The sequence below is a fragment of the Arthrobacter sp. TmtSoilC79 genome, from assembly GCF_059739405.1.
In genome coordinates this window covers 301,504-321,920 of sequence record NZ_AP046051.1, presented here as the reverse complement: position 1 = coordinate 321,920, position 20,417 = coordinate 301,504, and the positions used below count along the sequence as shown (strand labels likewise).

The 20,417-nt window shown below is 63.2% G+C and carries 19 protein-coding genes; 6 read left to right on the top strand and 13 right to left on the bottom strand.

Annotation, left to right across the window (positions count from 1 at the left end; translation table 11 throughout):
* The gene (locus AC6JA3_RS01580; RefSeq protein ID WP_026543014.1) at positions 1-495 is read left to right on the top strand and encodes a hypothetical protein; all 495 of its coding nucleotides are present in this window, start codon (positions 1-3) and stop codon (positions 493-495) included.
* On the opposite strand, the gene AC6JA3_RS01575 is transcribed toward AC6JA3_RS01580, so the two are convergent.
* From AC6JA3_RS01575 to AC6JA3_RS01550, 6 genes are all read right to left on the bottom strand, one after another.
* The gene (locus AC6JA3_RS01575) at positions 467-1,513 is read right to left on the bottom strand and encodes a Gfo/Idh/MocA family protein (RefSeq protein ID WP_347782417.1); all 1,047 of its coding nucleotides are present in this window, start codon (positions 1,511-1,513) and stop codon (positions 467-469) included. The genes AC6JA3_RS01580 and AC6JA3_RS01575 overlap by 29 nt on opposite strands.
* Positions 1,514-1,879: 366 nt before the next feature.
* Positions 1,880-3,607: an ABC transporter family substrate-binding protein gene (locus AC6JA3_RS01570; protein WP_347782416.1), complete on the bottom strand. Its 1,728-nt coding sequence runs from the start codon at positions 3,605-3,607 to the stop codon at positions 1,880-1,882.
* A 79-nt stretch (positions 3,608-3,686) separates the two neighbouring features.
* Positions 3,687-5,852, bottom strand: a complete 2,166-nt coding sequence (locus tag AC6JA3_RS01565; protein WP_347782415.1) for a dipeptide ABC transporter ATP-binding protein — start codon at positions 5,850-5,852, stop codon at positions 3,687-3,689.
* Positions 5,849-6,808: an ABC transporter permease gene (locus tag AC6JA3_RS01560; protein WP_026543018.1), complete on the bottom strand. Its 960-nt coding sequence runs from the start codon at positions 6,806-6,808 to the stop codon at positions 5,849-5,851. The genes AC6JA3_RS01565 and AC6JA3_RS01560 overlap by 4 nt, the downstream gene beginning before the upstream one ends.
* Entirely contained in the window at positions 6,808-7,791 is a 984-nt protein-coding gene (locus tag AC6JA3_RS01555) for an ABC transporter permease (protein WP_026543019.1), read from the bottom strand. The genes AC6JA3_RS01560 and AC6JA3_RS01555 overlap by 1 nt, the downstream gene beginning before the upstream one ends.
* Positions 7,792-8,318: 527 nt before the next feature.
* Entirely contained in the window at positions 8,319-8,924 is a 606-nt protein-coding gene (locus AC6JA3_RS01550) for a TetR/AcrR family transcriptional regulator (protein WP_175493479.1), read from the bottom strand.
* Positions 8,925-9,044: 120 nt separating this feature from the next.
* On the opposite strand from AC6JA3_RS01550, the gene AC6JA3_RS01545 reads away from it, so the two are divergent.
* Together AC6JA3_RS01545 and AC6JA3_RS01540 are read left to right on the top strand one after the other, a co-directional pair.
* Positions 9,045-9,611 (top strand): NAD(P)H-dependent oxidoreductase, encoded by a 567-nt coding sequence (locus tag AC6JA3_RS01545; protein WP_026543022.1) that lies wholly within the window; start codon positions 9,045-9,047, stop codon positions 9,609-9,611.
* Positions 9,612-9,778: 167 nt separating this feature from the next.
* Positions 9,779-10,642, top strand: a complete 864-nt coding sequence (locus AC6JA3_RS01540; RefSeq protein WP_347782414.1) for a hypothetical protein — start codon at positions 9,779-9,781, stop codon at positions 10,640-10,642.
* A 115-nt stretch (positions 10,643-10,757) separates the two neighbouring features.
* On the opposite strand, the gene AC6JA3_RS01535 is transcribed toward AC6JA3_RS01540, so the two are convergent.
* The 3 genes from AC6JA3_RS01535 to AC6JA3_RS01525 form a co-directional block, all read right to left on the bottom strand.
* A complete protein-coding gene (locus tag AC6JA3_RS01535; RefSeq protein ID WP_347782413.1) occupies positions 10,758-11,297 on the bottom strand; it encodes a hypothetical protein in 540 nt (179 codons plus the stop codon).
* Positions 11,278-12,309, bottom strand: coding sequence for a hypothetical protein (locus tag AC6JA3_RS01530; RefSeq protein ID WP_347782412.1), 1,032 nt, complete (start codon positions 12,307-12,309; stop codon positions 11,278-11,280). Before AC6JA3_RS01530 ends, AC6JA3_RS01535 begins: the two co-directional genes overlap by 20 nt.
* Positions 12,310-12,399: 90 nt before the next feature.
* The gene (locus tag AC6JA3_RS01525) at positions 12,400-13,248 is read right to left on the bottom strand and encodes an isocitrate lyase/PEP mutase family protein (RefSeq protein WP_223944030.1); all 849 of its coding nucleotides are present in this window, start codon (positions 13,246-13,248) and stop codon (positions 12,400-12,402) included.
* A gap of 111 nt (positions 13,249-13,359) precedes the next feature.
* On the opposite strand from AC6JA3_RS01525, the gene AC6JA3_RS01520 reads away from it, so the two are divergent.
* From AC6JA3_RS01520 to AC6JA3_RS01510, 3 genes are all read left to right on the top strand, one after another.
* A complete protein-coding gene (locus AC6JA3_RS01520; protein ID WP_347782411.1) occupies positions 13,360-14,667 on the top strand; it encodes an aminotransferase-like domain-containing protein in 1,308 nt (435 codons plus the stop codon).
* The gene (locus tag AC6JA3_RS01515; RefSeq protein WP_026543028.1) at positions 14,664-15,092 is read left to right on the top strand and encodes a universal stress protein; all 429 of its coding nucleotides are present in this window, start codon (positions 14,664-14,666) and stop codon (positions 15,090-15,092) included. Before AC6JA3_RS01520 ends, AC6JA3_RS01515 begins: the two co-directional genes overlap by 4 nt.
* A gap of 173 nt (positions 15,093-15,265) precedes the next feature.
* On the top strand, positions 15,266-15,577 hold the full coding sequence (locus AC6JA3_RS01510) for a hypothetical protein (RefSeq protein WP_035761329.1): 312 nt from the start codon (positions 15,266-15,268) through the stop codon (positions 15,575-15,577).
* A gap of 57 nt (positions 15,578-15,634) precedes the next feature.
* On the opposite strand, the gene AC6JA3_RS01505 is transcribed toward AC6JA3_RS01510, so the two are convergent.
* The 4 genes from AC6JA3_RS01505 to pdhA all read right to left on the bottom strand — a co-directional run bounded on the left by AC6JA3_RS01505 (position 15,635) and on the right by pdhA (position 20,270).
* Entirely contained in the window at positions 15,635-16,318 is a 684-nt protein-coding gene (locus AC6JA3_RS01505) for a phosphatase PAP2 family protein (protein ID WP_175493486.1), read from the bottom strand.
* An 88-nt stretch (positions 16,319-16,406) separates the two neighbouring features.
* Positions 16,407-18,023: a dihydrolipoamide acetyltransferase family protein gene (locus tag AC6JA3_RS01500; protein WP_347782410.1), complete on the bottom strand. Its 1,617-nt coding sequence runs from the start codon at positions 18,021-18,023 to the stop codon at positions 16,407-16,409.
* A 73-nt stretch (positions 18,024-18,096) separates the two neighbouring features.
* Positions 18,097-19,077: an alpha-ketoacid dehydrogenase subunit beta gene (locus AC6JA3_RS01495; protein ID WP_026548502.1), complete on the bottom strand. Its 981-nt coding sequence runs from the start codon at positions 19,075-19,077 to the stop codon at positions 18,097-18,099.
* Positions 19,077-20,270, bottom strand: coding sequence for a pyruvate dehydrogenase (acetyl-transferring) E1 component subunit alpha (gene pdhA, locus AC6JA3_RS01490; RefSeq protein ID WP_026543033.1), 1,194 nt, complete (start codon positions 20,268-20,270; stop codon positions 19,077-19,079). The genes AC6JA3_RS01495 and pdhA overlap by 1 nt, the downstream gene beginning before the upstream one ends.
* Positions 20,271-20,417: the final 147 nt, after the last annotated feature.

Here is a 20,417-nt window from a genome sequence, read left to right as displayed (position 1 = left end):
ATGACATCGCACCAGGTTTTCCCCTCCGAGGCTTTTCCCGCCTACCCCGCAATCAAGCTCGATCCGCCCGCGGGTTGGACACGCCAGGTGGTTCCGGACGCGGTGGGTGCCCTGATGGCCCCCACCGTGGAAGGCCGCTACACAGCAAATGTGGTGATTTCCGTGTCACGCCGTTTGTCCGGCTACCAGCTCGCCGACATCGCCGCGTCCGTGGACTCATTCCTGGATGCGTTGCCCGATGCTGTTCTGCTGGGCACAGAGCCGGTGGTGATCAATGGCCGTGATTGGCACGTACGCGAAGCCCGCTACACGCACCCGCAGGCCGGACCCCTGGCGCAATTCACCGCCGTGACGGTGGTTCACCATCAGGCCGCTGCGGACATTGTCCAGCTGACCGGCAGTTGCCAACCCACTGAAGGCAACCAGGACCTCAAATCCATTTACGCAGTGGTGGCCAGCGCTGACGTTATGCCAGAGACCGTGCCTGCTCAATGAGTTTCAGGACAGCAACCGGGTCGGCTGGATCCACGGGCAAGGGAAAAGCGGAGGCCGAGCCGCCGTCGTCGAGTTTGTCCGCCAGAATCCGGTAAAACTCGGGGTAAGCGCCACGCTCCGTGGCCACCGCGGTGCGCTGCCCGTTCAGTTCCAGCGTGCCGTGGTTTTCGGCAGGTTCGACGCCGTACCCGTCATCCGTCGGCAGCCCACCACCGAGCACATAGGGTTCCTGCGGGTCGCTGCCGAACTTCACGAAGCCGCCTTCAGTACCCAGAATCCGGAAACGTGGCCCGTGCAAGTGGCTGGTCAGGTTGATGCGGACGTGACTGATAACGCCCGACTGGTGCTGGAGTGCCAGGAAGACGTCGTCGTCGGCTGATTCCTGGGGACGGCGCGCCTGGATTTCCGCGTAAGTGACTGTGGCGGGACCAAAAAACTGCAGGCACAGGTCCAGGACGTGGGTGCCGAGGTCGAACAGTACGCCGCCACCGTCTTCCGCCGAAGCACCGGCTTTCCAGGCTTTGGCGATCTCCGGAGCCCAGCGCTCCATGCCCACCTCACACCGGGTCACTGTCCCCAGCGTCCCGGCGTCGAGCAGTTTCCTGACGGTGAGCGAGTCGCCGTCCCAGCGCCGGTTTTGATACACGGTGAGGACACGGCCAAGTTGCGCCGCCAATCGGATCAGTTCCTCGCCCTCGGTGCTGCGGACCGTGAACGGCTTATCGACGACGACGTCGAGGCCGGCTTCCAGCGCGGCTTTGGCAAGCGGGAAATGGGTTGCGGGCGGTGTGCCCAGGACGATCAGATCCAACTGATCAGCGAGGGCCAGGATGTCCCCTGGCGTGTTGACGATGGTGGCCTGCGGGTAGCGCGCCTTTGCTTTCGCCTGCCTGCCGGCGTCCGAGGTGGCAATGACGGATAGTTCGTAGGCGGGATTACTGGCGATGAAGGGGGCGTGAAAGACGCTGCCCGAAAGGCCAAAACCTGCAACGGCGGTACGGATCGGCTGGGAAGTCATGACCCTAGGCTACCGATCCCCTCTCACGTAACAGCCCTTTCACGCGAACCCTCTATCACCGGTGAGAGAGCGTGCGCGTCAACGCCCGGGGATGTGCGCGAGCGTACGCGTCAACGCCCGGGGATGTGCGCGAGCGTACGCGTGAACGCGGGGGGGATCTGCGCGAGCGTGCGCGTGAACGCCCGGGGGATGTGAGAGAGCGTGCGGGTGAACGCGGGGGGATCTGCGCGAGCGTACGCGTGAACGCCGGGGGATGTGAGAGATGGTTGGGACGGCGAAGGCCGGGAACCTCCGTGAACCGATCAACAGGTTCAGGGAAGCTCCCGGCCTTCAGGAAACTACTCTTGGGAATTTACAGCTGAGGGGCTACTTCTTGGCGCCCTTTTCCCAGCCTATGGTGGTCCAGTCCGGAACGTTGGAGAGGCTCTGGAACAGGGACGGGCCGTAGTTGGCCAGGCCCTTGCGCACGAACTGGATCTCCGGGCCGTTCATCACGACGCCCATGGAGAAGTACTTCTCCATGTGCTTCTTCTCTACCTCCATGGCGGCCTTGTTGCGCTCGGCGTTATCGGCGATGGACGAGAGGCGCTTGATTTCAGCGTCGAGTTCAGCGTCGCCGAGGCCGTTTTCGTTGGTCTCGGAGTCGTAGTACTGCTTCACAGCGTCGGTAGCATCCGGACCCACGGTGTAACCGGAGATCGTGACGTCGAACTCGCGGGAGCCAACAACCTTGCCGAAGTCAGCGTCACCGCGCTGATCGATGCCAACATCCATGCCGGCGGCCTGGAGCTGCTTCTGCAGGGTCTGGGTGGTTGCCGCTGTGGTGGGGTCGTCACCGAAGTTGGTGATCTTGAAGGAGACGGGGACGCCGTCCTTCGCCATGATGCCCTTGTCGTTGGCTGCGTAACCAGCGTCGGTCAGGACCTTCTTGGCAGCCTCGGCGCCGGTGTCCTTCACGGGGTAGTTGTCCTGGTAGTACTCGGAGAACGGCATGAGCATCATGGAGCCCGAGCTCTCTTCGGACCAGTTCAGGCCGTTGAAGCGGACGTCGCGGATAGCCTTGCGGTCGACGGCGGTGAAGATCGCCTTGCGTACGGCAACGTCAGTGAGGGCAGGGCGCTTGGCGTTCAGGTTCAAGCCACCGGCGAACAGGCGCTGGCCGCGGCGGATCTCGGAGTTGGTGGTACCTTCGAGCTGCTTGTAGCGGCCCAGGGTGCGGCCGTTGGCTGCGTCGATTTCACCGTTTTTGAAAGCAGCGATGGTTGCGCTCGGCTCCATCTGGCGCCAGATGACCTTTTCGAGGACCGGCTTCTGGCCCCACCATTTCTCATTCGGAACCATGGTGACGGTCTTTGCGGTGGTGTCGTAGTTCTCCACCTTGAACGGGCCGGCCATCCACTCGGGGTGCATGTTGCCCGCAAAACCGGTGTTGAAGGTCTCCGCGGAGTTGTTGGAGGGGTGGATCAGACCGAAGAAGAGTGAGTCCAGCGGGTAGACGGGCTGGGTGGTGGTGACAATGACTTCCTTGTCATTGGCGCCTGCCTTGACGGAGTCAACGAAGGCATAGTTGCCCGCCGTGACGATGTCGATGGCCTTGTCTTCGCCCTTCAGCATGTTCCAGGTGTTCTGGAACGTCTTCACGTCGATGGGTGTGCCATCGTTCCAGGTGGCTTTGTCATTGACCTTGATGGTGATGGTCTGCTTGCCATCTTTGACTTCGCTCTTGACCTCTTCGCAGAAGTCCTTGTTGGGCTCGGCCTTGCCGCTGAAGTCCAGTTTCCAGCAGCCACCGATGCCGCCGCTGCTGATGGCAGCCGGGTTGACCGGTGTCAGCAGGGCGGAAGTATCCGCGCTGTTGCCGACATTGGAGAAACCATTGAAGTCCGGTCCAATGCTGCCCACGCCCAGGGTGAGTGTGCCACCCTGCTCAAGATCCTTTGCTTCCTTGGCGTTGACGCTGATCAGCTTGCTGATGTCGCCTCCGCTTTCTTCGGCCTTCTGTGAGGCCGGACCCGACGGCGTTCCCCCGCCGCAAGCGGTCAGCATGAGCGCTGCTGCGAGTGCTACGCCACCGATCGTCGTGTATTTCTTCATGGTTTGCCCTTCATGTTTACGACTGGAAATTCATTTGCGAGTTGAGACCAGGGATTCATTTCAAATGCGTCATATGTCGTCAGGCATGCACCACCAGCATGTCGGCGTCTATCTCTCCGTCCGGGAAGAAGCACGCGAAATCCTGTGCGCCTTCCTTCTCGGAAGCCAGTGGCGGCTCCAGAGTAAGGCACTTCTCCTGCTTCGCGGCAGGTAGCGCGGCGAAGACAGGACAGCGGGTGGCAAAATTGCATCCCTTGGGAGCATCCAGCGGGCTTGGAAGGTCACCCTGCAGGATGATGCGTTCACGGGTGCGTTCAAGCTGGGGGTCCGGCACCGGAATCGCGGACAGCAAGGCCCGGGTATAGGGGTGGCGCGGGTTATCGAAGACGTCGTCCACGTGGCCGGTTTCCACGATCTTGCCGAGGTACATGACGGCCACGCGGTCCGAGATGTGCCGGACGACGGAGAGGTCGTGGGCCACCATGAGGTAACTGAGGCCCAACTCGGCGCGGAGCTTGTCCAGCAGGTTGATGACTCCGGCCTGCACGGAAACGTCCAGTGCAGAGACCGGTTCGTCCAGAACCACCAGCTTCGGGTTGACCGCGAGCGCCCGGGCGATGCCGATGCGTTGGCGCTGGCCACCGGAGAACTGGTTGGGGAAGCGGTTCACGTGGTCCGGCTGCAAGCCCACCAGCTTCATGAGTTCCATGATGCGTTTCCGGATGGCCGCTTTGGGCATGCCCAGGTTTTCCAGCGGCTCGGCCAGGACCTCGTACACGGTGAAGCGCGGGTCCAGGGCTCCGGTGGGGTCTTGGAAGACCATCTGCATTTCCTTGCGCATGGCCATCTTGGTCTTGTGGTCCGTGGCTACCTTGTTGCTGACGCCGCCGATCACCACTTCGCCCACCTGGTCCGGGTGGAACTCCATGATTTCCAGGAGCGTGGTGGTCTTGCCGCAGCCGGACTCGCCCACGATCGAGACGCACTCGCCTTCGCGGATGTCGAAGCTCAGACCATCCACGGCCTTGACCGTGCCGATCCGCCGCTTGATCAAAGCACCCTTGAGCAGCGGGAAATGCTTTTTCACGTCCTTGAGTTCCAGGACCTTGTCGCGCTCGACGCGGGGGACGCCGTCGAACTTTGAAACCGGCTTGGGCGGCGCGTGGAAGATCTTGTGCGCGTCGGCGTTGCCGGAGAGTTCCTCCGCCTTGATGCAGGCAGCCTTGTGTCCCAGAGTCTGGCCCTCAACTCCTGGCACCGGAAACAGTTCCGGCTCGCCGTGCAGGCAGGCGTCGCTGACCATGGGGCAGCGGGCCGCGAAGGAGCATCCGGTGACGGGCAGGGCGAGGTTGGGCGGGGTTCCTTCGATTGGCACCAGCGACTGCCTGGTGGCGGTGTCGACGCGGGGAACGGCACCGAGCAGCCCCAGCGTGTAGGGCATCCGCGGGTTGTAGTAGATGTCCTCCACAGTGCCGGTTTCAACCGGTTTGCCCGCATACATCACCATGATGTCGTCCGCCATGCCTGCCACTACGCCGAGGTCGTGGGTGATCATCACGACGGCGGCGCCGGTCTCCTCCTGCGCGGTGTGCAGGACTTCCAGTACCTGTGCCTGGATGGTGACGTCCAACGCCGTCGTGGGTTCATCAGCGATCAGGACCCGCGGATCGTTGGCGATCGCTATGGCGATCATGACGCGCTGGCGCATGCCGCCGGAAAATTCGTGCGGGAAGGCCTTCAGCCGGTCCTTGGGACTGGGGATGCCCACCATCCGCAAGAGGTCGACGGCGCGGGCTTCTTTGGCCTGCTTGCTCATGGTGGGATTGTGGACGGTCAGCGCCTCGATGATCTGGGTGCCTACCGTGTAGACGGGCGTCAGCGAGGACAGCGGGTCCTGGAACACCATGGCGATATCGCTGCCACGGTGCTTGCACATGGCCTTGTCGCTGAGGCCCAGGAGTTCCTTGCCCTTGTACCTGACGGAGCCGGTGATGTCAGCGGTCTCGGGCAGGAGGCCCATGATGGCCATGGAGGTCACGGACTTGCCGGACCCGGATTCACCCACGATGCCCAGGGTTTTGCCGGCCATGAGATCGAAATCCACGCCACGGACGGCGTGGACCACGCCATTCTCGGAGTTGAAGCGGACGTTGAGGTCGCGGACGCTGAGGACTGCTTCGCCGGGGGCATAAAGTCCGGCATCTCGGAGCCGTTCGGCGGGAGTCTGGGAAGTGTTGGTGCTCATTTGCCAGCCTTTGCGGTCTTGGTCTTGGCCCGCCCAATGGAGCTGGAGCTGGGGTCGAAGGCGTCACGGAGTCCGTCGTTCATCATGGCGAGCGAGCCGGTCAGCAGGAACATGACGGTCAGCGGCACCCAGAACATCCATGGGAAGGAGGACACCTGGCCCGTTGCCTGGCCAATGAGGACACCGAGGCTGACGTCCGGCAGTTTGATTCCGATACCGATGAAGGAGAACGCAACTTCGGCAAGGATGGCACCGGTGATGCCGCGGGTGAAGTCCAGGACCAGGAGCGAGCCGATGTTGGGAACCAGGTGGCGCCATACTATGCGGCGGGAAGGGACACCCATGTACTTGGCGGCTTTGACGTAGTCGCGCTGCATGAGGGACATGGAAAGCGAGCGCACCAGGCGGGCGGTTCCCATCCAGCTGAAGAACAGCAGGACAACCACCAGGAGGAGCCAGCTGGGAAGGTTCTTGAGGCCTCCGCTGCCGCTGGTTGCCACGGCAACCACCAGGATGGCGGGCATCATGATGAGGGCTTCGAGGATGAACAGCATGGTGGCATCCACCTTGCCCCCGAAGAAGGCCATGGTGCAGCCGTACACAGCGGAGATCAGCACGGACAGGCCGCCAACGATCAGGCCGATCAGGATCGATGTCCGGGTACCGTCCACAATGAGCGCCATGAGGTCGATGCCGGCCTGCGTGGTTCCGAGCAGGTGGTCCGGTGATGGCGGCATGCCGATATTCAAGGGATCAAGGGTGTCCTTGTCCCATTGCGTCAGGAACCCGCCGAAGATCGAGAAGAGGAACAACGCCACGAAGATGAACAAACCTGCGACGGCGGTCCGGTTCCGCATGAAGCGACGGAAGATGATGCGGGACTTCCCGATGACGACGTCCTGGTCGCCCACCCGGGACTCGTCGATTTCCGCGATGGGATCGATGATGTTGGTCATTACTGGACCCTCACTCGTGGATCGACCAGTGTGGTGGCGAAGTCGGCAAGGATGGCGCCGATCGCGAAGATCACCGAGCCGTACGCAAGCGTTGCGGTGGCGACGTTGACGTCCTGAAGGCTGATGGCCTGGATGCTCCAGAGGCCGATGCCGGGCCAGGCGAAGATGGCCTCAGCGAAGAAGCCGCCGGTGAAGATCGCCGGAATGGTGAAGGCAATACTCTGGGCCACCGGAATGAAGGAGACGCGCAATGCGTGTTTCCTGATGGCCTGGTTCCGGGTCAGTCCCTTGGCCCGTGCCGTGCGGACGAAGTCGGCATTGACGTTGTCCAGCAGGTACTGGCGCTGGGCGATCTGGTAACCGGCCCAACCGAAGATGGTCATCGCGAAGGTGGGCACGGCGTAGTGGGCCACAAGGTCAATGAACGCCGGCCAGCCTGGCTCGATTCCCGGCGTCGAAATTCCGGTCACGAAGAAGATCCGTTGCCCGACGCTTTCGTTGATGCTGATCGCGCCCAGCTGCACCAGGAAGTAGGCAATCGGAGCGGGAAGGATGTGGACCAGGTAGCTGTAGGACGTGATGACCCGGTCCTGGAACTTGTACTGCCGGGCGGCGGAATAGACACCAAGGGCGACGCCGATGACCAGGGTCAGGATGATCGAGGCGATGAACAGCCTGGTGGAAACCAAGACGCGGTCGGCGAACTCGGCGTTGACGAAGGCGCCGTTAGGGCTGCGTCCCCAGTCCCAGCGGGTGATGATGCCACCGAGCCATTCAATGTAGCGTTCCCAGGCATTCTTCTCCGGGTCCAGGCCCAGCCCCCGGAACGAGGCGTTGACCTGTTCAGGGGTTGGCCGCGGAATCTTCTCTTGCTCGAGAACTGCGGGCTTGAGCGATGAGACCGCCAGGAAGTAGCCGGCACTTGTGGTCAGGAAGATCATGATCAGGTAAATGCCCGACCGCTTCATCAGATATTTCAGCATGTCGGGTGGCTGCCCCGAATCGTGGCAAAACTCAAAGCTCGTCCTTCCGCGGTTCCCGGCTGTGGCCGGCGTCAGCTACGAATTGATGCAGTGGGTTGTTGGGTCCCCCGCACCCATTCAGTGATCACCAGCCGTGTATGGCATGCGTCACATTCAAGAGGAAACTACCACAATAACTGCTTCACGTTTTGCCAGCTGGCCTCCAGATTCGCGCCTTGCAGCCAGATTGTTATGTGCAGACTGCGTCACGATGCGGACGCCAAGGGTACTAATGCGGCGTCAATGACGGGAATGGGGGCGCTAACAGTGGCGCGGGAACGGCGGGAGGCACAGCGGGGGATGTTCCGACAGGCGGGGCTGTTCCGACAGGCGGGGCTGTTCCGACAGGCGGGGCTGTTCCGACAGGCGGGGCTGTTCCGACAGGCGGGGCAGCATCCGAGCGCCGCCAGGGGGTGCCGTTAGGCCGCGGGCAGCCTTCGGGTGCCATTAAGGCCGCGGCTAGCATCCGGGCGCCACCAGGGGTGCCGCTAGGCCGCGGGCAGCAGCCGGGTGATCAGCTCACGCCAGGAGTCGCTCAGCCGCGTAGGCGAAATGCCGCGGACCCGGACGTCGTCCACAATCCGCTCGGGGTCCAGCGCGTAGGTCAGGGACATGGCCATGACCCACGGGTCTGCGATTCCAGCCTCCCGGAGCAGGATTTCCATATGGCGGTGCGAAAGCTTGGTGGCCGGTACATCAAAGCGGTTGCGGGTGGCGGCGCCGGCCGCTTTCAGGAGTTCGCCGTTTTCCAGGACGAAGTAGATCCGCCCCTCGCCAAAAGCAATGAGGCGTTCTTTCGGCGTAGCACCGGGCCCCAGCGGCGGCGGCCCGAACATGAAGCCGCGCTGGAACTCTGACTCGGAGTCGCTGAGCAGGGTCATCATGAGCCCGGCCCTGCTGCCGAACCTGCGGAAGACAGTTCCCTTGCCCACCTGCGCTTTGCAGGCGAGCGCGTCCATGGTCAGCGCCTCGGCGCCGAACTCGGCCACAAGATCCCGGGCAGCAACGAGGAGGCGCTCGCGATTCCTCGCTGCGTCACTGCGCTCATGGGGGGCGCCTAGGGGCACGTCCGGCCTCATGGGGATCGAGCTCACAGAAATATTCTAGACCCCGGGAATAGAAAGCGGACCATAGTCCGTTTAGTATCGATGAAGGCCACAAAGCCAAGACATCGAACGGCCGGCACTACTACCGGCCAGACACAAGGAGACACCATGTCCAAGAGCACCGTTCTTACCCTCGTCGGCAGCCTTCGCGCCGATTCCCACAACAAGAAGCTCGCCGAGGCCATCCAGCTGAACGCTCCGGAGAACGTTGACGTCCAGATCCACGGTTCACTGGGCACCATCCCGTTCTACAACGAGGACATCGACGTCGAAGGCCAGGTCCCCGCCGAAGCCGCCGCCCTCCGCGCCGCAGCAGCCGATGCCGACACCATCCTCTTGGTCACCCCCGAGCACAACGGCACCATGCCTGCATCGCTGAAGAACGCCATCGACTGGCTGTCCCGCCCGTTCGGCGCCGGCGCCCTCTCCGGCAAGCCGACCGCCGTCGTCGGTACCGCTTTTGGCCAGTTCGGTGGCGTATGGGCCCAGGACGAGGCCCGCAAGGCTGCCGGCATTGCCGGCGCCAAGGTCCTCGAAGACGTCAAGCTGGCCGTTCCGGGTTCCATGATCCGCTTCGCTGAACTGCACCCGAAGGACGACGCCGAGGTCGTAGAGCAGATCAAGGCCATCTTTGAGCCGCTGACCGCCGTCCAGGACGAAGAAGCAGCAGCCTAGCCATTTCGCCGCCCATGCCCCCGTTCCGCTTTCCGCGGGGCGGGGGCATTCGCGTATCCGGCACCTTCCTAATCGCTTGACGGTCCCGGCGTGATCAACTCTTGTCCGAACCGTCACCCAAGCGGGATGTTGTCCGGGGCCAACCCGTCCTAACGTTGGAGATACAGGTGGACGGACAGGAGCGCGGGGCTGTCATGCATGCCGGACGGGGAATCAAGGGCACGACGACGATCGCAGCTGTCTGCCTCGTCTTCGGATTGGGGCTGGTTGGCTGCACTGCCGGTCCTGGTGGCACCGGCAGTCCCACGGGAACCGAAGCCGGAAGCGCGGCTCCTTTGCCGACCGTTTTCGTCAGCCCACCGGCCGCTTCGCCTCTTTCCACGTCTGCCGCCCCGACACCTTCCGCCCAAGGCACTCCGTCGATCGCCGACCCCTCGCCCACTTCCACGCCGGCCTCCGCTTCTTCTTACCCGGCACCCATAGTCTCTGCACCCAGTGCCGCGCCTTCCGCCAGCCCGGCTCCCTCCGAGGCGGTCCCCACGCAGGCGCGCACCGCCGTCGCGCCTTCCCCCGAACCGGGGACCAGCGCTCCGGAGCCTTCCGAAACCGGCACGGTGGTGACAGTGGATACCTCCGGTCCCGCGGTCTACTACGTGGCAATCGACGACGGCGGCTCGCGCGGCGTGCGGTTCGGCTGCAACGACAGCCTGGTTCCTGTCCGCGGCGTGGCCGGGCCCGGGGACCCCTTGAGCGTCGCCCTCGGACGGCTCTTGGAAGCCGGCATCCCTGTGGACAGTAATGCCGCCCTTTACGACGCACTGGCTGACTCTTCGCTGCGCTATCTCTCGGGCTACATGAGCGGTTCCACGGTGATAGTGAACCTCAGCGGATCTCTGCGGCCCGGAGGCGTATGCGACATCCCGCGCATCCAGGCTCAACTGACCCAGACAATCGTCGCGGCCAGCGGTGCGTCGCGCGCTGAAATCTACGTCAATGGCAGGACCCTGACGGAGGCCCTGAGCGTAAGGTGAGCTCACGATTGCCATTCCGTTGCCGACCGGCAACGTCACGGCAGCTTGGCAGAATGACTCAGAGAAACGATGGGGAACAACGTGGGAGAACGCCGCATGACGAGCCCGGAGCTGCTCACGCTGTCGCGATGGCCAGCACCCGCCGCAAGGCCCACGCCACCCGCAACAGGGCCAGCACGGAGGCGAAGGCCAGTACGAAAACCACTGCTTCAGGAATCCACAGCCCCGTAGGTCCGCCTCCTTCGAGTACCATCGTGACCAGCGCAGCGACCACCAGCAGGCCCAACCCCGGGATGGCAAACAGGAATACTTCACCGATCTGCCGCCGATGCGTTGCCGAGAGTCTCTCAAGCGGGAGCTCGCGTTGACCCGGCGCGGCCTTCTTGCCCAGCACGTTGATGAGCATGGAAACGCTGGTGAGGGTCAGACCGGCCGTTGCTCCTGCCAAGGTGGCGAGAGTCTGGAAGAGAGCGCGGCGGGTCCCGGCGTCGGCCCCTTCAAGCATCAAGGGTTGATGTGCCAGCAGCGCGATCCCCAGCCAGATCAGGACGGCGAGCGCTGCCCACAGATAATCGGCAGTGGGATGGAGAAGGAACCAGCGCCAGACAGTCCGCCGCCGCCCGGGGCGTTCAATATCAACCTCGTACAAGCTCATGGCCCGCACCGCCTGCTGTGGCTTCCTCAGAGGCTATGGCCGCAGCGAGGGCTTCCCGTACGGCGGCCATTCCGCCGGCGACAATGTCCGGCACCAGGCCGCTGTCAGGAGAGCCTTTGACGTCCGGGAGGGTCCTGGCGAAGAATGCCTCGTTGTCCCTGGCCTGCTTGTTGAGGATGGCAACGGCCTCGGCCACCGACTTTTGGGGATCGTTGAAAACATCCGGGTCAACCTCGATGTGCGAGATGAAACGTTCCTTGAGCAGATCGACCACTTCCCTGTCCCCCGTCAGGGAATCCTTGCCCTCGGCCACCACGTAGTCAAAGTGCTCCACGGAACCGGCCCTGCGGAAGAGGTCGATGAGGTGTTGGATGCGGTCCCTGATCCGCTGCTTGTCCTCGGCATTTCCTGCCCGCCCAACACTGAGCGAAATGCGGAACGTGCCCTCATTCATCAGGCGCGAGGCACTGTCCAGGACGTCAGCCCACTCGCCCTCCATCAGCTTTCCCGTGAGACGCTCAGCGGGAAGGGCGAATTCGAAACGGCTCACTTCGAGCCTGGCAAGAATTTCCTCGATGTCCTCCCTCACCACAGGTACCAGGACAGGCTCGAGCCCCAGCATTCCACCGAGGTAATCCCCCATCCGGGACGCCCGGGGACCGTTGCCGCTGGTGAGCACGGCAACGACGTTCCTCTTCAGGAACGCGAAGTATGTGGTTTCCAGAAGGTGGTCACCGGGAGCCAACGGGAGCGGTTTACGCCGGCCAAGGGCGTCGCCGACACTTGGCAGGTTGGTGTCCCGGACCCGGTCCAGCAACACCACGGGAAAGGGCGAGGACGCCACGGCCTGCGCCAGCAAGACAGTTCCGTCCACGCTGGTGAAATGCCGGTCAATCCCGGAGTCCTGGGCCTTCTTCAGGACCTCCGCGACGCGGCGCGCAGGAAATGGACGGTTCAGCCCTTCACCGTTCAGCTGCTCGATGCGCCAGAACTGCACACTGCGTCGTGCCATCCGTACTCCCCTGCCGTGGTGGCTTTTGTTTCTGATCCCAAGCTACCGGCGGGGTCCGACATTTTGAGGCGGGCGCCGCCGTCGCATGGTTCACCCGCCGTAACGAGGCCCCTCCTCGAAGAGTGCGTCCATCTCGTCGTGGCTGCGCGTGCCTGCCAGCCCTGCCCAGTTGCCGTCCCCCAGAATCTCCGTCGCCACCCGGGCGACCTTGGCGTATGCGGCTTTGGCAGTGTTGCCGCCGATGCTGACGCGACGCACTCCGGCGTCGTGCAGTTCCAACGGCGACGGCGCACCGACTCCCGCCAGCGCATTCAGCGGAGCCGGTATCCGGCCTGACAGTTCATGGAGGACATGGAGATCCACGACGCCGGGCACGAAGACGCCGTCGGCACCGGCGGCGACATAGGAGTCCGCACGACGCAGCGTCTCCTCATAAGCTGAGTCCCCGAATCGTCCCGACAGGAACGTATCGGTGCGGGCATTGATAAACAGCGGAATCCCGCGGTCGTCGGCAGCGGCCCGGATGAGGGCGATCCTGCGTGACTGTTCGGCGGTGTCGGTAAGTGGTTCCTCGCCGGAGTCCTCGATATTGATGCCTACGGCGCCTTCATCAAGGACGGCGTGAACGGTGGCCCTCAGTTCGTCGTCGGTGCGCCCGTAACCGGTTTCTATGTCTGCGGTGACGGGCAGCGTTGTAGCGCCCACGACGCGGCCAAGCGCAGCCATGGCCAGACCCCACGGAACGTGGTCGCCGTCCCGGAACCCCAGGCTCCAGGAGACCGCGGAGCTCGACGTGGCGATCGCCGTCGCTCCTGCTTCCTGCACCACACGTGCGGACGCCGCGTCCCAAACGTTGACGAGCACCAGCGGCGTGGGCCCGGCGTCGTGGAGTTTGTGGAACTGTTCGGCCTTGGTCACGGATGCCTGATGCGCTGTCATAGCTACATTCCAGCCGTTCCGGATGGATGCGTAAAGCGCGGAGAGCCACACTCGAAGAATTTGGGAAACAGATGTTGCCTCTTTAGCAACATCGAGGAGTATCCTGTCACTGTGACCCACGAAACATTGGATGCCGGCGCAACGCTGCCCGCTGAAGCCATCGACGCCATTGAGCGTGCCGCCACGGCCGCCCACCCGCACGAGGAACTCTTCTCCGCGCGGGCCGCCAATATCAAACAGTCCGCCGTGCGGGATGTCTTCGACATCTCCATGCGCCCGGGGCTCGTCTCCCTTGCCGGAGGCAACCCGTACCTGCAGTCGCTGCCCCTGGAAAAGCTGGGACAGACCGCCGCCAGGATCATCGCCGAGGAAGGCATGACCGCCCTGCAATACGGCGGAGGCCAAGGTACAGAGGAACTCCGCCGGCAGATCTGCGATGTCATGGCAGCCGAGGGCATTACCGACGCCCTGCCGGAAAACGTCGTCATCACCGCAGGCTCGCAGTCGGCGCAGGACGTAGCCACCAAGGTCTTCTGCAACCCCGGTGATGTGGTCTTGGTGGAAAACCCCACCTACGTCGGCGCGCTGAACACGTTCGAGGCGTACCAGGTTGAGGTGGAGCCGATCGACATGGACGGCGACGGCCTGGTGCCGGAGCTTCTTGAGGCCAGGATCGCGGCGCTCCAGTCCGAGGGCAAGAACATCAAGTTCCTCTACACCATTCCCAACTTTAACAACCCCTCCGGCATCACGTTGGCAGCAGAGCGCCGGCAACGGATCGTCGATATATGCCGCAAGGCGAATATTATTGTCCTGGAAGACAACCCCTACGGACTCCTTCGCTTCGACGGGCATCCCATCGCACCGATGCGTGCCGCGAACCCGGACGACGTCATCTATTTCGGCTCGTTCTCCAAGATCTTCGCTCCCGGACTACGGATTGGCTGGGCGCTGGTTCCTGCCCACCTCCAGCGCCGTTTCTACCTCGCGTCCGAGGCAGTGACGCTCTGCCCACCGCCACTGAACCAAATGCTGGTCTCGGCATACCTCCGGGAATACGACTGGCAAGGCCAGATCGACACTTACCGCACGCTCTACGCTGAGCGCTGCCAGGCCTTGCTCTCGGCACTTGAGGAGTACATGCCGGCAGGCCTGACCTGGACGCGGCCGGACGGCGGCTTCTTCGTGTGGGTCACGCTGCCCGACGGCGTGGATACCTATCCCCTGCTGGGCAAAGCGATCGACGCCGGAGTCGTCTTCATTCCCGGAGCAGCCTTCTCACCCGCGGACAGCCCCTCCAACAAGCTGCGCCTGGCGTTCAGCGCGGTACCGCCGGATACCATTACCGAAGGCGTCCGCCGCCTGGCACCAGTTTTGGCAGAAGCCATCACAGCCATCAATGAAGGAGCAACACAATGACCGGAGTTGTGATTGTCGGAGTAGACGGCAGCGAGACGGCAATGAGGGCAGCCCAAGCCGCCCGGCAGTTGGCCATTGGCCTCGGAGCCAGCCTGCGCGTTGTCAGTGCATTCGACAGCAACCGCACAGAAGTGGTGGAGATCGGCACCGACAAGTGGATCGTGTCCGACGCCGCCGAAGCAGAAACCGTGGCACGCACCGTGGCAGAACGCCTGGCGCAGGAAGGCCTCGAGATCACCTACTCCGCGGCGCGCGGAAAGCCTGGTGAAGCACTGGTGAAGGAAGCCGAAATGCAGGACGCCAGCTTGATCGTGGTGGGTAACCGGCGCATGCAGGGCCTGGGACGCGTCCTTGGCAGCGTAGCCAACACAGTGGCGCACACGGCCCCCTGCGACGTCTACATCGCCAAGACCGACCAGCCGTAAAGCGAGCTGAATCACGCCGCCGGGTGGGGAGCCTCACCCGGCATTTGGCGTCTTTTGGGCCGGGCTCCTGAAGTCATCGTTATAAAATCGAAATGCCCCCAATGGCGCGTGCCACCTCCACTTACTGACTTCAGGGGATCATTTTCTTGCTTACTTTGCAGCCGCGCCAGCGCGTGGGACACGACATCCTTCTTGCCCGCCACGGCAACAACATCAGCACCATGCGTTTTGACCGCAGCAACGACCGCGTCATCGCGATGCTCGACGACGGCTCCTGGGACAGCGCGCCCAACATGATCACCCCAGGCCTGGACATGCCCGAGACTTTCGGCAGCGTGTTCCGCAAGGACTGGCGCTTCCTGTCCGTGGCGTGCGTGGCCATGGTAACCATCGCCGCCGTCGCCATGGGCATCAGCGTGGAGATGGCAAACAACATGTCCACCACCGAACTCCAGGCTCTTCTGGTCAGCTACCCGGCGTTCTAGGCGCCGAAACTGCGCGGCTGTGCCGCTGTGCCGCTGTGCCGCTGTGCCGCTGTGCCGCTACAGCATCCACTCGCGCAGCAGCCACCACAATCCGGCGATCACCACTCCGCCGAACAGCGAGCCCACAATGACCTGGCCCAGGGTGTGAGCGCGCAGGACCAACCGCGACCAGCCCACTGCCGGGACCAGAAGCAACACCGGCCACCAGGCAGCTCCGAACATGGCCACCACAATGACAGCCGCCGCGGCCAGGGCAGAGGCGTGGCCGCTCATCTTCCAAAAGGCACTCACCACGGCCAAGATGGCGATGCCTCCGATGAGCGCAATGATCATCACCGAGACGCTGGCAGGGCCGTTCAACAGCTCCAATACGCCCAGCCCGGCCACCACTGAGACCAGGGCCATCAGCAGCAACGCCGGGCGCTGGCGTCGGTCGCTGACATGGTGGTCTGTGATCCTGCCCAGTTTGACCATCACCAGCACGTAGGCCAGCGGCAAGACGCAGACGAACACTGCGGCCAGGAGTCCGAACCACATGGTTCCAGGAAACCCGGGTTCGATTGCGGGGCTGATCAACAGCAGCACCATCACCACAACCGGCGGCTGGAATACTTCCGTCAGAACCCGGGCAAACGTGCGCCAGTGGCCCGTTACAAGCTGCGGGGGAACATGGCCGGCATCGGCAACCGCCAGCCCAGCCCCGGCCGGTGCAGCCGCGGAAGCACCGTCCGGTCCGGCCATCGAAGCGCCACCCGAGTTAGGGGCGCCTGCCGCGCGGGAGGCACCTTCCGGGTGGGAATCCGTCCCGGGACCCGGGGTTGTTTGCCGGTCAGTCAAGCAACAGCGCCGGTTCTTCAAGAATGGCCGCTACGTCAGCCATGAAGCGGGCCGACAAGTCGCCGTCAACCACCCGGTGGTCGAAGGATCCGCCAAGGGTGGTGATCCAGCGTGGAATGACTTCACCGTCCAAAACCCATGGCTTCTGTTTGATGGTTCCGAACGCAATGATTGCGACCTCACCCGGATTGATGATGGGGGTTCCGGTGTCGATGCCAAGTGCACCAATGTTGGTGACAGTCAGGCTTCCGCCCTGCATCTCCGCCGGCTGGGTCTTGCCTGCACGTGCTTTAGTGGCCAGATCGTTCAGGGCCAAGGCCAATTCCTTGAGGGACAGGTCCTGGGCGTCCTTGATGTTGGGGACCATGAGGCCCCGGGGAGTCGCAGCTGCGATGCCCAGGTTCATGTAGTGCTTGACCTGGATCTCAGCGTTTCCGTTTCCGTCTGCGTTCTCCACCCACGTGGCGTTGACGCTGGGGTTTCGGGCCGCCGCCCAGATCACGGCCTTGGCCAGGATCAGCAACGGCGAGACCTTGATTCCTTCAAAGTCCCGGGAGACTTTGAGCCGCTTGACGAACTCCATCGTGCGGCTGGCATCGACGTCCACAAAGATGCTGACGTGCGGCGCGGAGAATGCCGACTCCACCATTGCCTTGGCGGTGGCCTTCCGAACCCCCTTTACTGGAAGGCGCTCGATGCGCTGGTCCTGCGGTTTCTTGGAGGCGCCCCAGAAGGAGTCGGCTTGATCGTGCTCGGCATCGCGCTGCGCCTGGTAGCTCACAAGGTCCTCGCGGGTGACCTCGCCCCGCTGGCCCGTGGCCACGACGTCCGCGAGGTCGATTCCCAGATCGCGGGCAAACTTCCGAACAGGGGGCTTGGCCAAAACCTTGTTGACCAAGCCGCTGATGGTGCCGCTGATGGCCGCACCCCGGGAAGCTGCAATCGGCGTACCCGCGGCGTTGCTTGCTGAGGCAGGAGCCGAAGCAGCCGGCACCTGGGTGCTTGCCACCTGGGCAGCCGGAGGCTGGCTGCCGGGTGCAGCAGTGGGGCGCACCGGCGTCGTGCGGTGGGAAACGGGCACTTCGTCCGCTTTGGCTTCCACTACCGCTTGGTGGTTTTGGACCGTGCCCTCGGCGTTTTCGGCGACCGTGGCCGCTTCGACCGAACCGGCCGGACGCTTCCGGGCGCGGCGCTTGACGGCGTCGGCCTTCGGACCCGAACCGACCAGCGGACCGCCGGCAGGACGGTTGTCATCATGGTCCTCGTCGACGCTCAGTTTGCCGTACAACGGCATCTCGACGGCGGTAGCCGCCGGAGCCGCTTCGGCCACCGCACCCCCGGAACTGCCTGAAGCCGCAGGTCCTTCCGCACCTTCGGACACAGCGATGATCGCCGTGCCGACCTCCACAGTGATGCCCTCTTCCACCAGCAACTCAGTCACTGTGCCGGCGAAGGGAGATGGCAGTTCCACCAGGGATTTGGCCGTTTCGATCTCACACAGGACATCGTTGATTGCTACGACGTCGCCCGGTTTGACCTTCCAAGCCACTACCTCGGCCTCGGTCAGGCCTTCGCCGACGTCCGGCAGGTTGAATTTCTTTACAGTCACAGTGGTCCTCGATTTCCGGTTACCAGGCAACGAAGCCGGGCAGGATCAGGGCGGTTGAGTGGGCCAGCAGGCGCTAGTAGGACAGCGAGCGGTCGAGTGCTTCCAGGATCTTGTCGATGTCCGGCAAGTAGTCCTCTTCCACCTTGGCAACGGGATACGGCATGTGGAACCCGCCAACGCGGATCACGGGGGCCTCGAGGTGAAGGAACGCCCGCTCACTGATACGAGCCGCGATCTCGCCTCCGATGCCGCCGAACGTGGGTGCCTCGTGGGCGACGATCAGGCGCCCTGTCTTCTTGACCGAGGCTTCCACGGTGTCAAAATCCAGGGGCGAGATGGAGCGGAGGTCGATGACCTCAATGCTCCGGCCGTCCTCCGTAGCAGCGTTGGCTGCGGCCAGGGCTACGGGAACCAGCGGTCCGTAGGCCACGATGGTGGCATCCGTGCCCTCGCGGACTACATGTGCCTTGAAGGGATCCTCGGACAGGCCGGCATTCTGGACATCCACTTCACCCTTGAGCCAGTAGCGGCGCTTGGGCTCGAAGAAGATGACCGGGTCCTGGCACTCAATGGCTTTCTGGATCATCCAATAGGCATCGTGGGCATTGGACGGGGAAATGATGCGCAATCCCGCCGTGTGGGCGAACAGTGCTTCCGGCGACTCGGAGTGGTGCTCGATCGAGCCGATACCGCCACCATAGGGAATGCGGATGACGACCGGAACGGTGAGTTTGCCGAGGCTGCGGGCATGGATCTTGGCCAGCTGGGTGGTGATCTGGTTGAAAGCCGGGTAGACAAAGCCATCAAACTGGATCTCGCATACGGGGGAATACCCACGCAGGGCCAAGCCGATTGCGGTGCCCACAATGCCCGATTCCGCCAAGGGCGTGTCCAGGACACGCTCTTCACCAAACTCCTTGATGAGTCCGTCGGTAACGCGGTAGACACCACCAAGATGCCCGATGTCCTCGCCCATGAGCAGTGACTTGGGATTGTTGGTCAGCGATGCGCGGAGACCTTCGTTGATGGCCTTCGCAATGGTCATGGTTGCCATCAGTGAGCTGTCTCCTCGTCACTTTCGAAGCCGGCCGAGTATTCCTCGAACCAGGCCAGTTCCTCCGCAATCAGCGGGTGTTGTTCGGCATAAACACTGGCGAAGGCATCCCTGATGTCGGGAACCTCAAGGCCATGCGTGGTGCTGCGGACGTACTTGGCCAGCTCATCGCCGTCGGCCTTGACTTGATCGAAGAAGGCCTCGTCCGCCAGCCCCTCGGCGCGCAGGTATTTCTCCAGGCGGTCCAGCGGATCCTTCTCGCGCCAGGCAGCTTCCTCGGCGGATTCGCGGTACTTGGTGGGGTCGTCAGCAGTGGTGTGCGCGCCAACCCGGTAGGTGTAGGCCTCGATCAGGACAGGACCGCGGCCCTCACGGGCGTGCTCCAGAGCCCACTCGGTGACGGCATGGACGGCGATGACGTCGTTCCCATCAACGCGGATTCCCGGGAATCCGTAGCCCTTGGCACGGTTGGCCAGTGGAACCTTGGTTTGGACTTCGGTGGGTACCGAAATGGCCCAGTGGTTGTTTTGGCAGAAGAACACCACAGGCGCGTCGTAGGAAGCAGCGAAGACCATGGACTCATGGACGTCGCCTTCCGAGCTGGCACCGTCTCCGAAGTATGCGATGACGGCGGCCTTGGGATCCGTGGAATCGGTGGCCGCTGCCAGCTTCTGGTCCCTCTGGATGCCCATGGCATAGCCAACTGCGTGGAGCGTTTGGGCCGCCAGGACCAGCGTGTACAAATGGAAGTTGTTCTCGCGAGGATCCCAGCCACCGTTGGAGACACCCCGGAACTGCTTGAGGAGCTCAGCGAGGTCTACGTTGCGGACAAGTGCAACGCCATGTTCACGGTAGGTGGGGAAGATATAGTCTTGGGCCTGGCTGGCGTGCCCCGAACCGATCTGGGCCGCCTCCTGGCCGGTCAACGGCACCCAGAGAGCGAGCTCACCCTGACGCTGCAAGGCGGTGGCTTCCTGATCGAAACGACGGATCCTGGCCATGTCCGTATAGAACACGCGCAGCTTCTCCGGGTCGATGCGCTTGGCATAGTCCGAGAAGACAGGATCCGAGCCCAGTTTTCCGTCAGGGCCCAGCAACTGAACCATTTCCACCGGTTCCCCTGGCGCGGCTGCTGCCGCGGAGGTTGCCGCGAGAGTTTCTTCCGTCCCGGGGGGCAGTTGTGTCGAGCCCATTCCGTCTCCTTGCTTACCGCGGCGGGGCGCCGGGCAGTGTCTGTCGCTGGGATATATGCCCGTTCCGGAATGTATTCCGGAACGGGCATATTATTGGCTTTCGTCCCTTACTTTATCGGCAGTAAGTTGGGTTGGCGCATTTGTTAA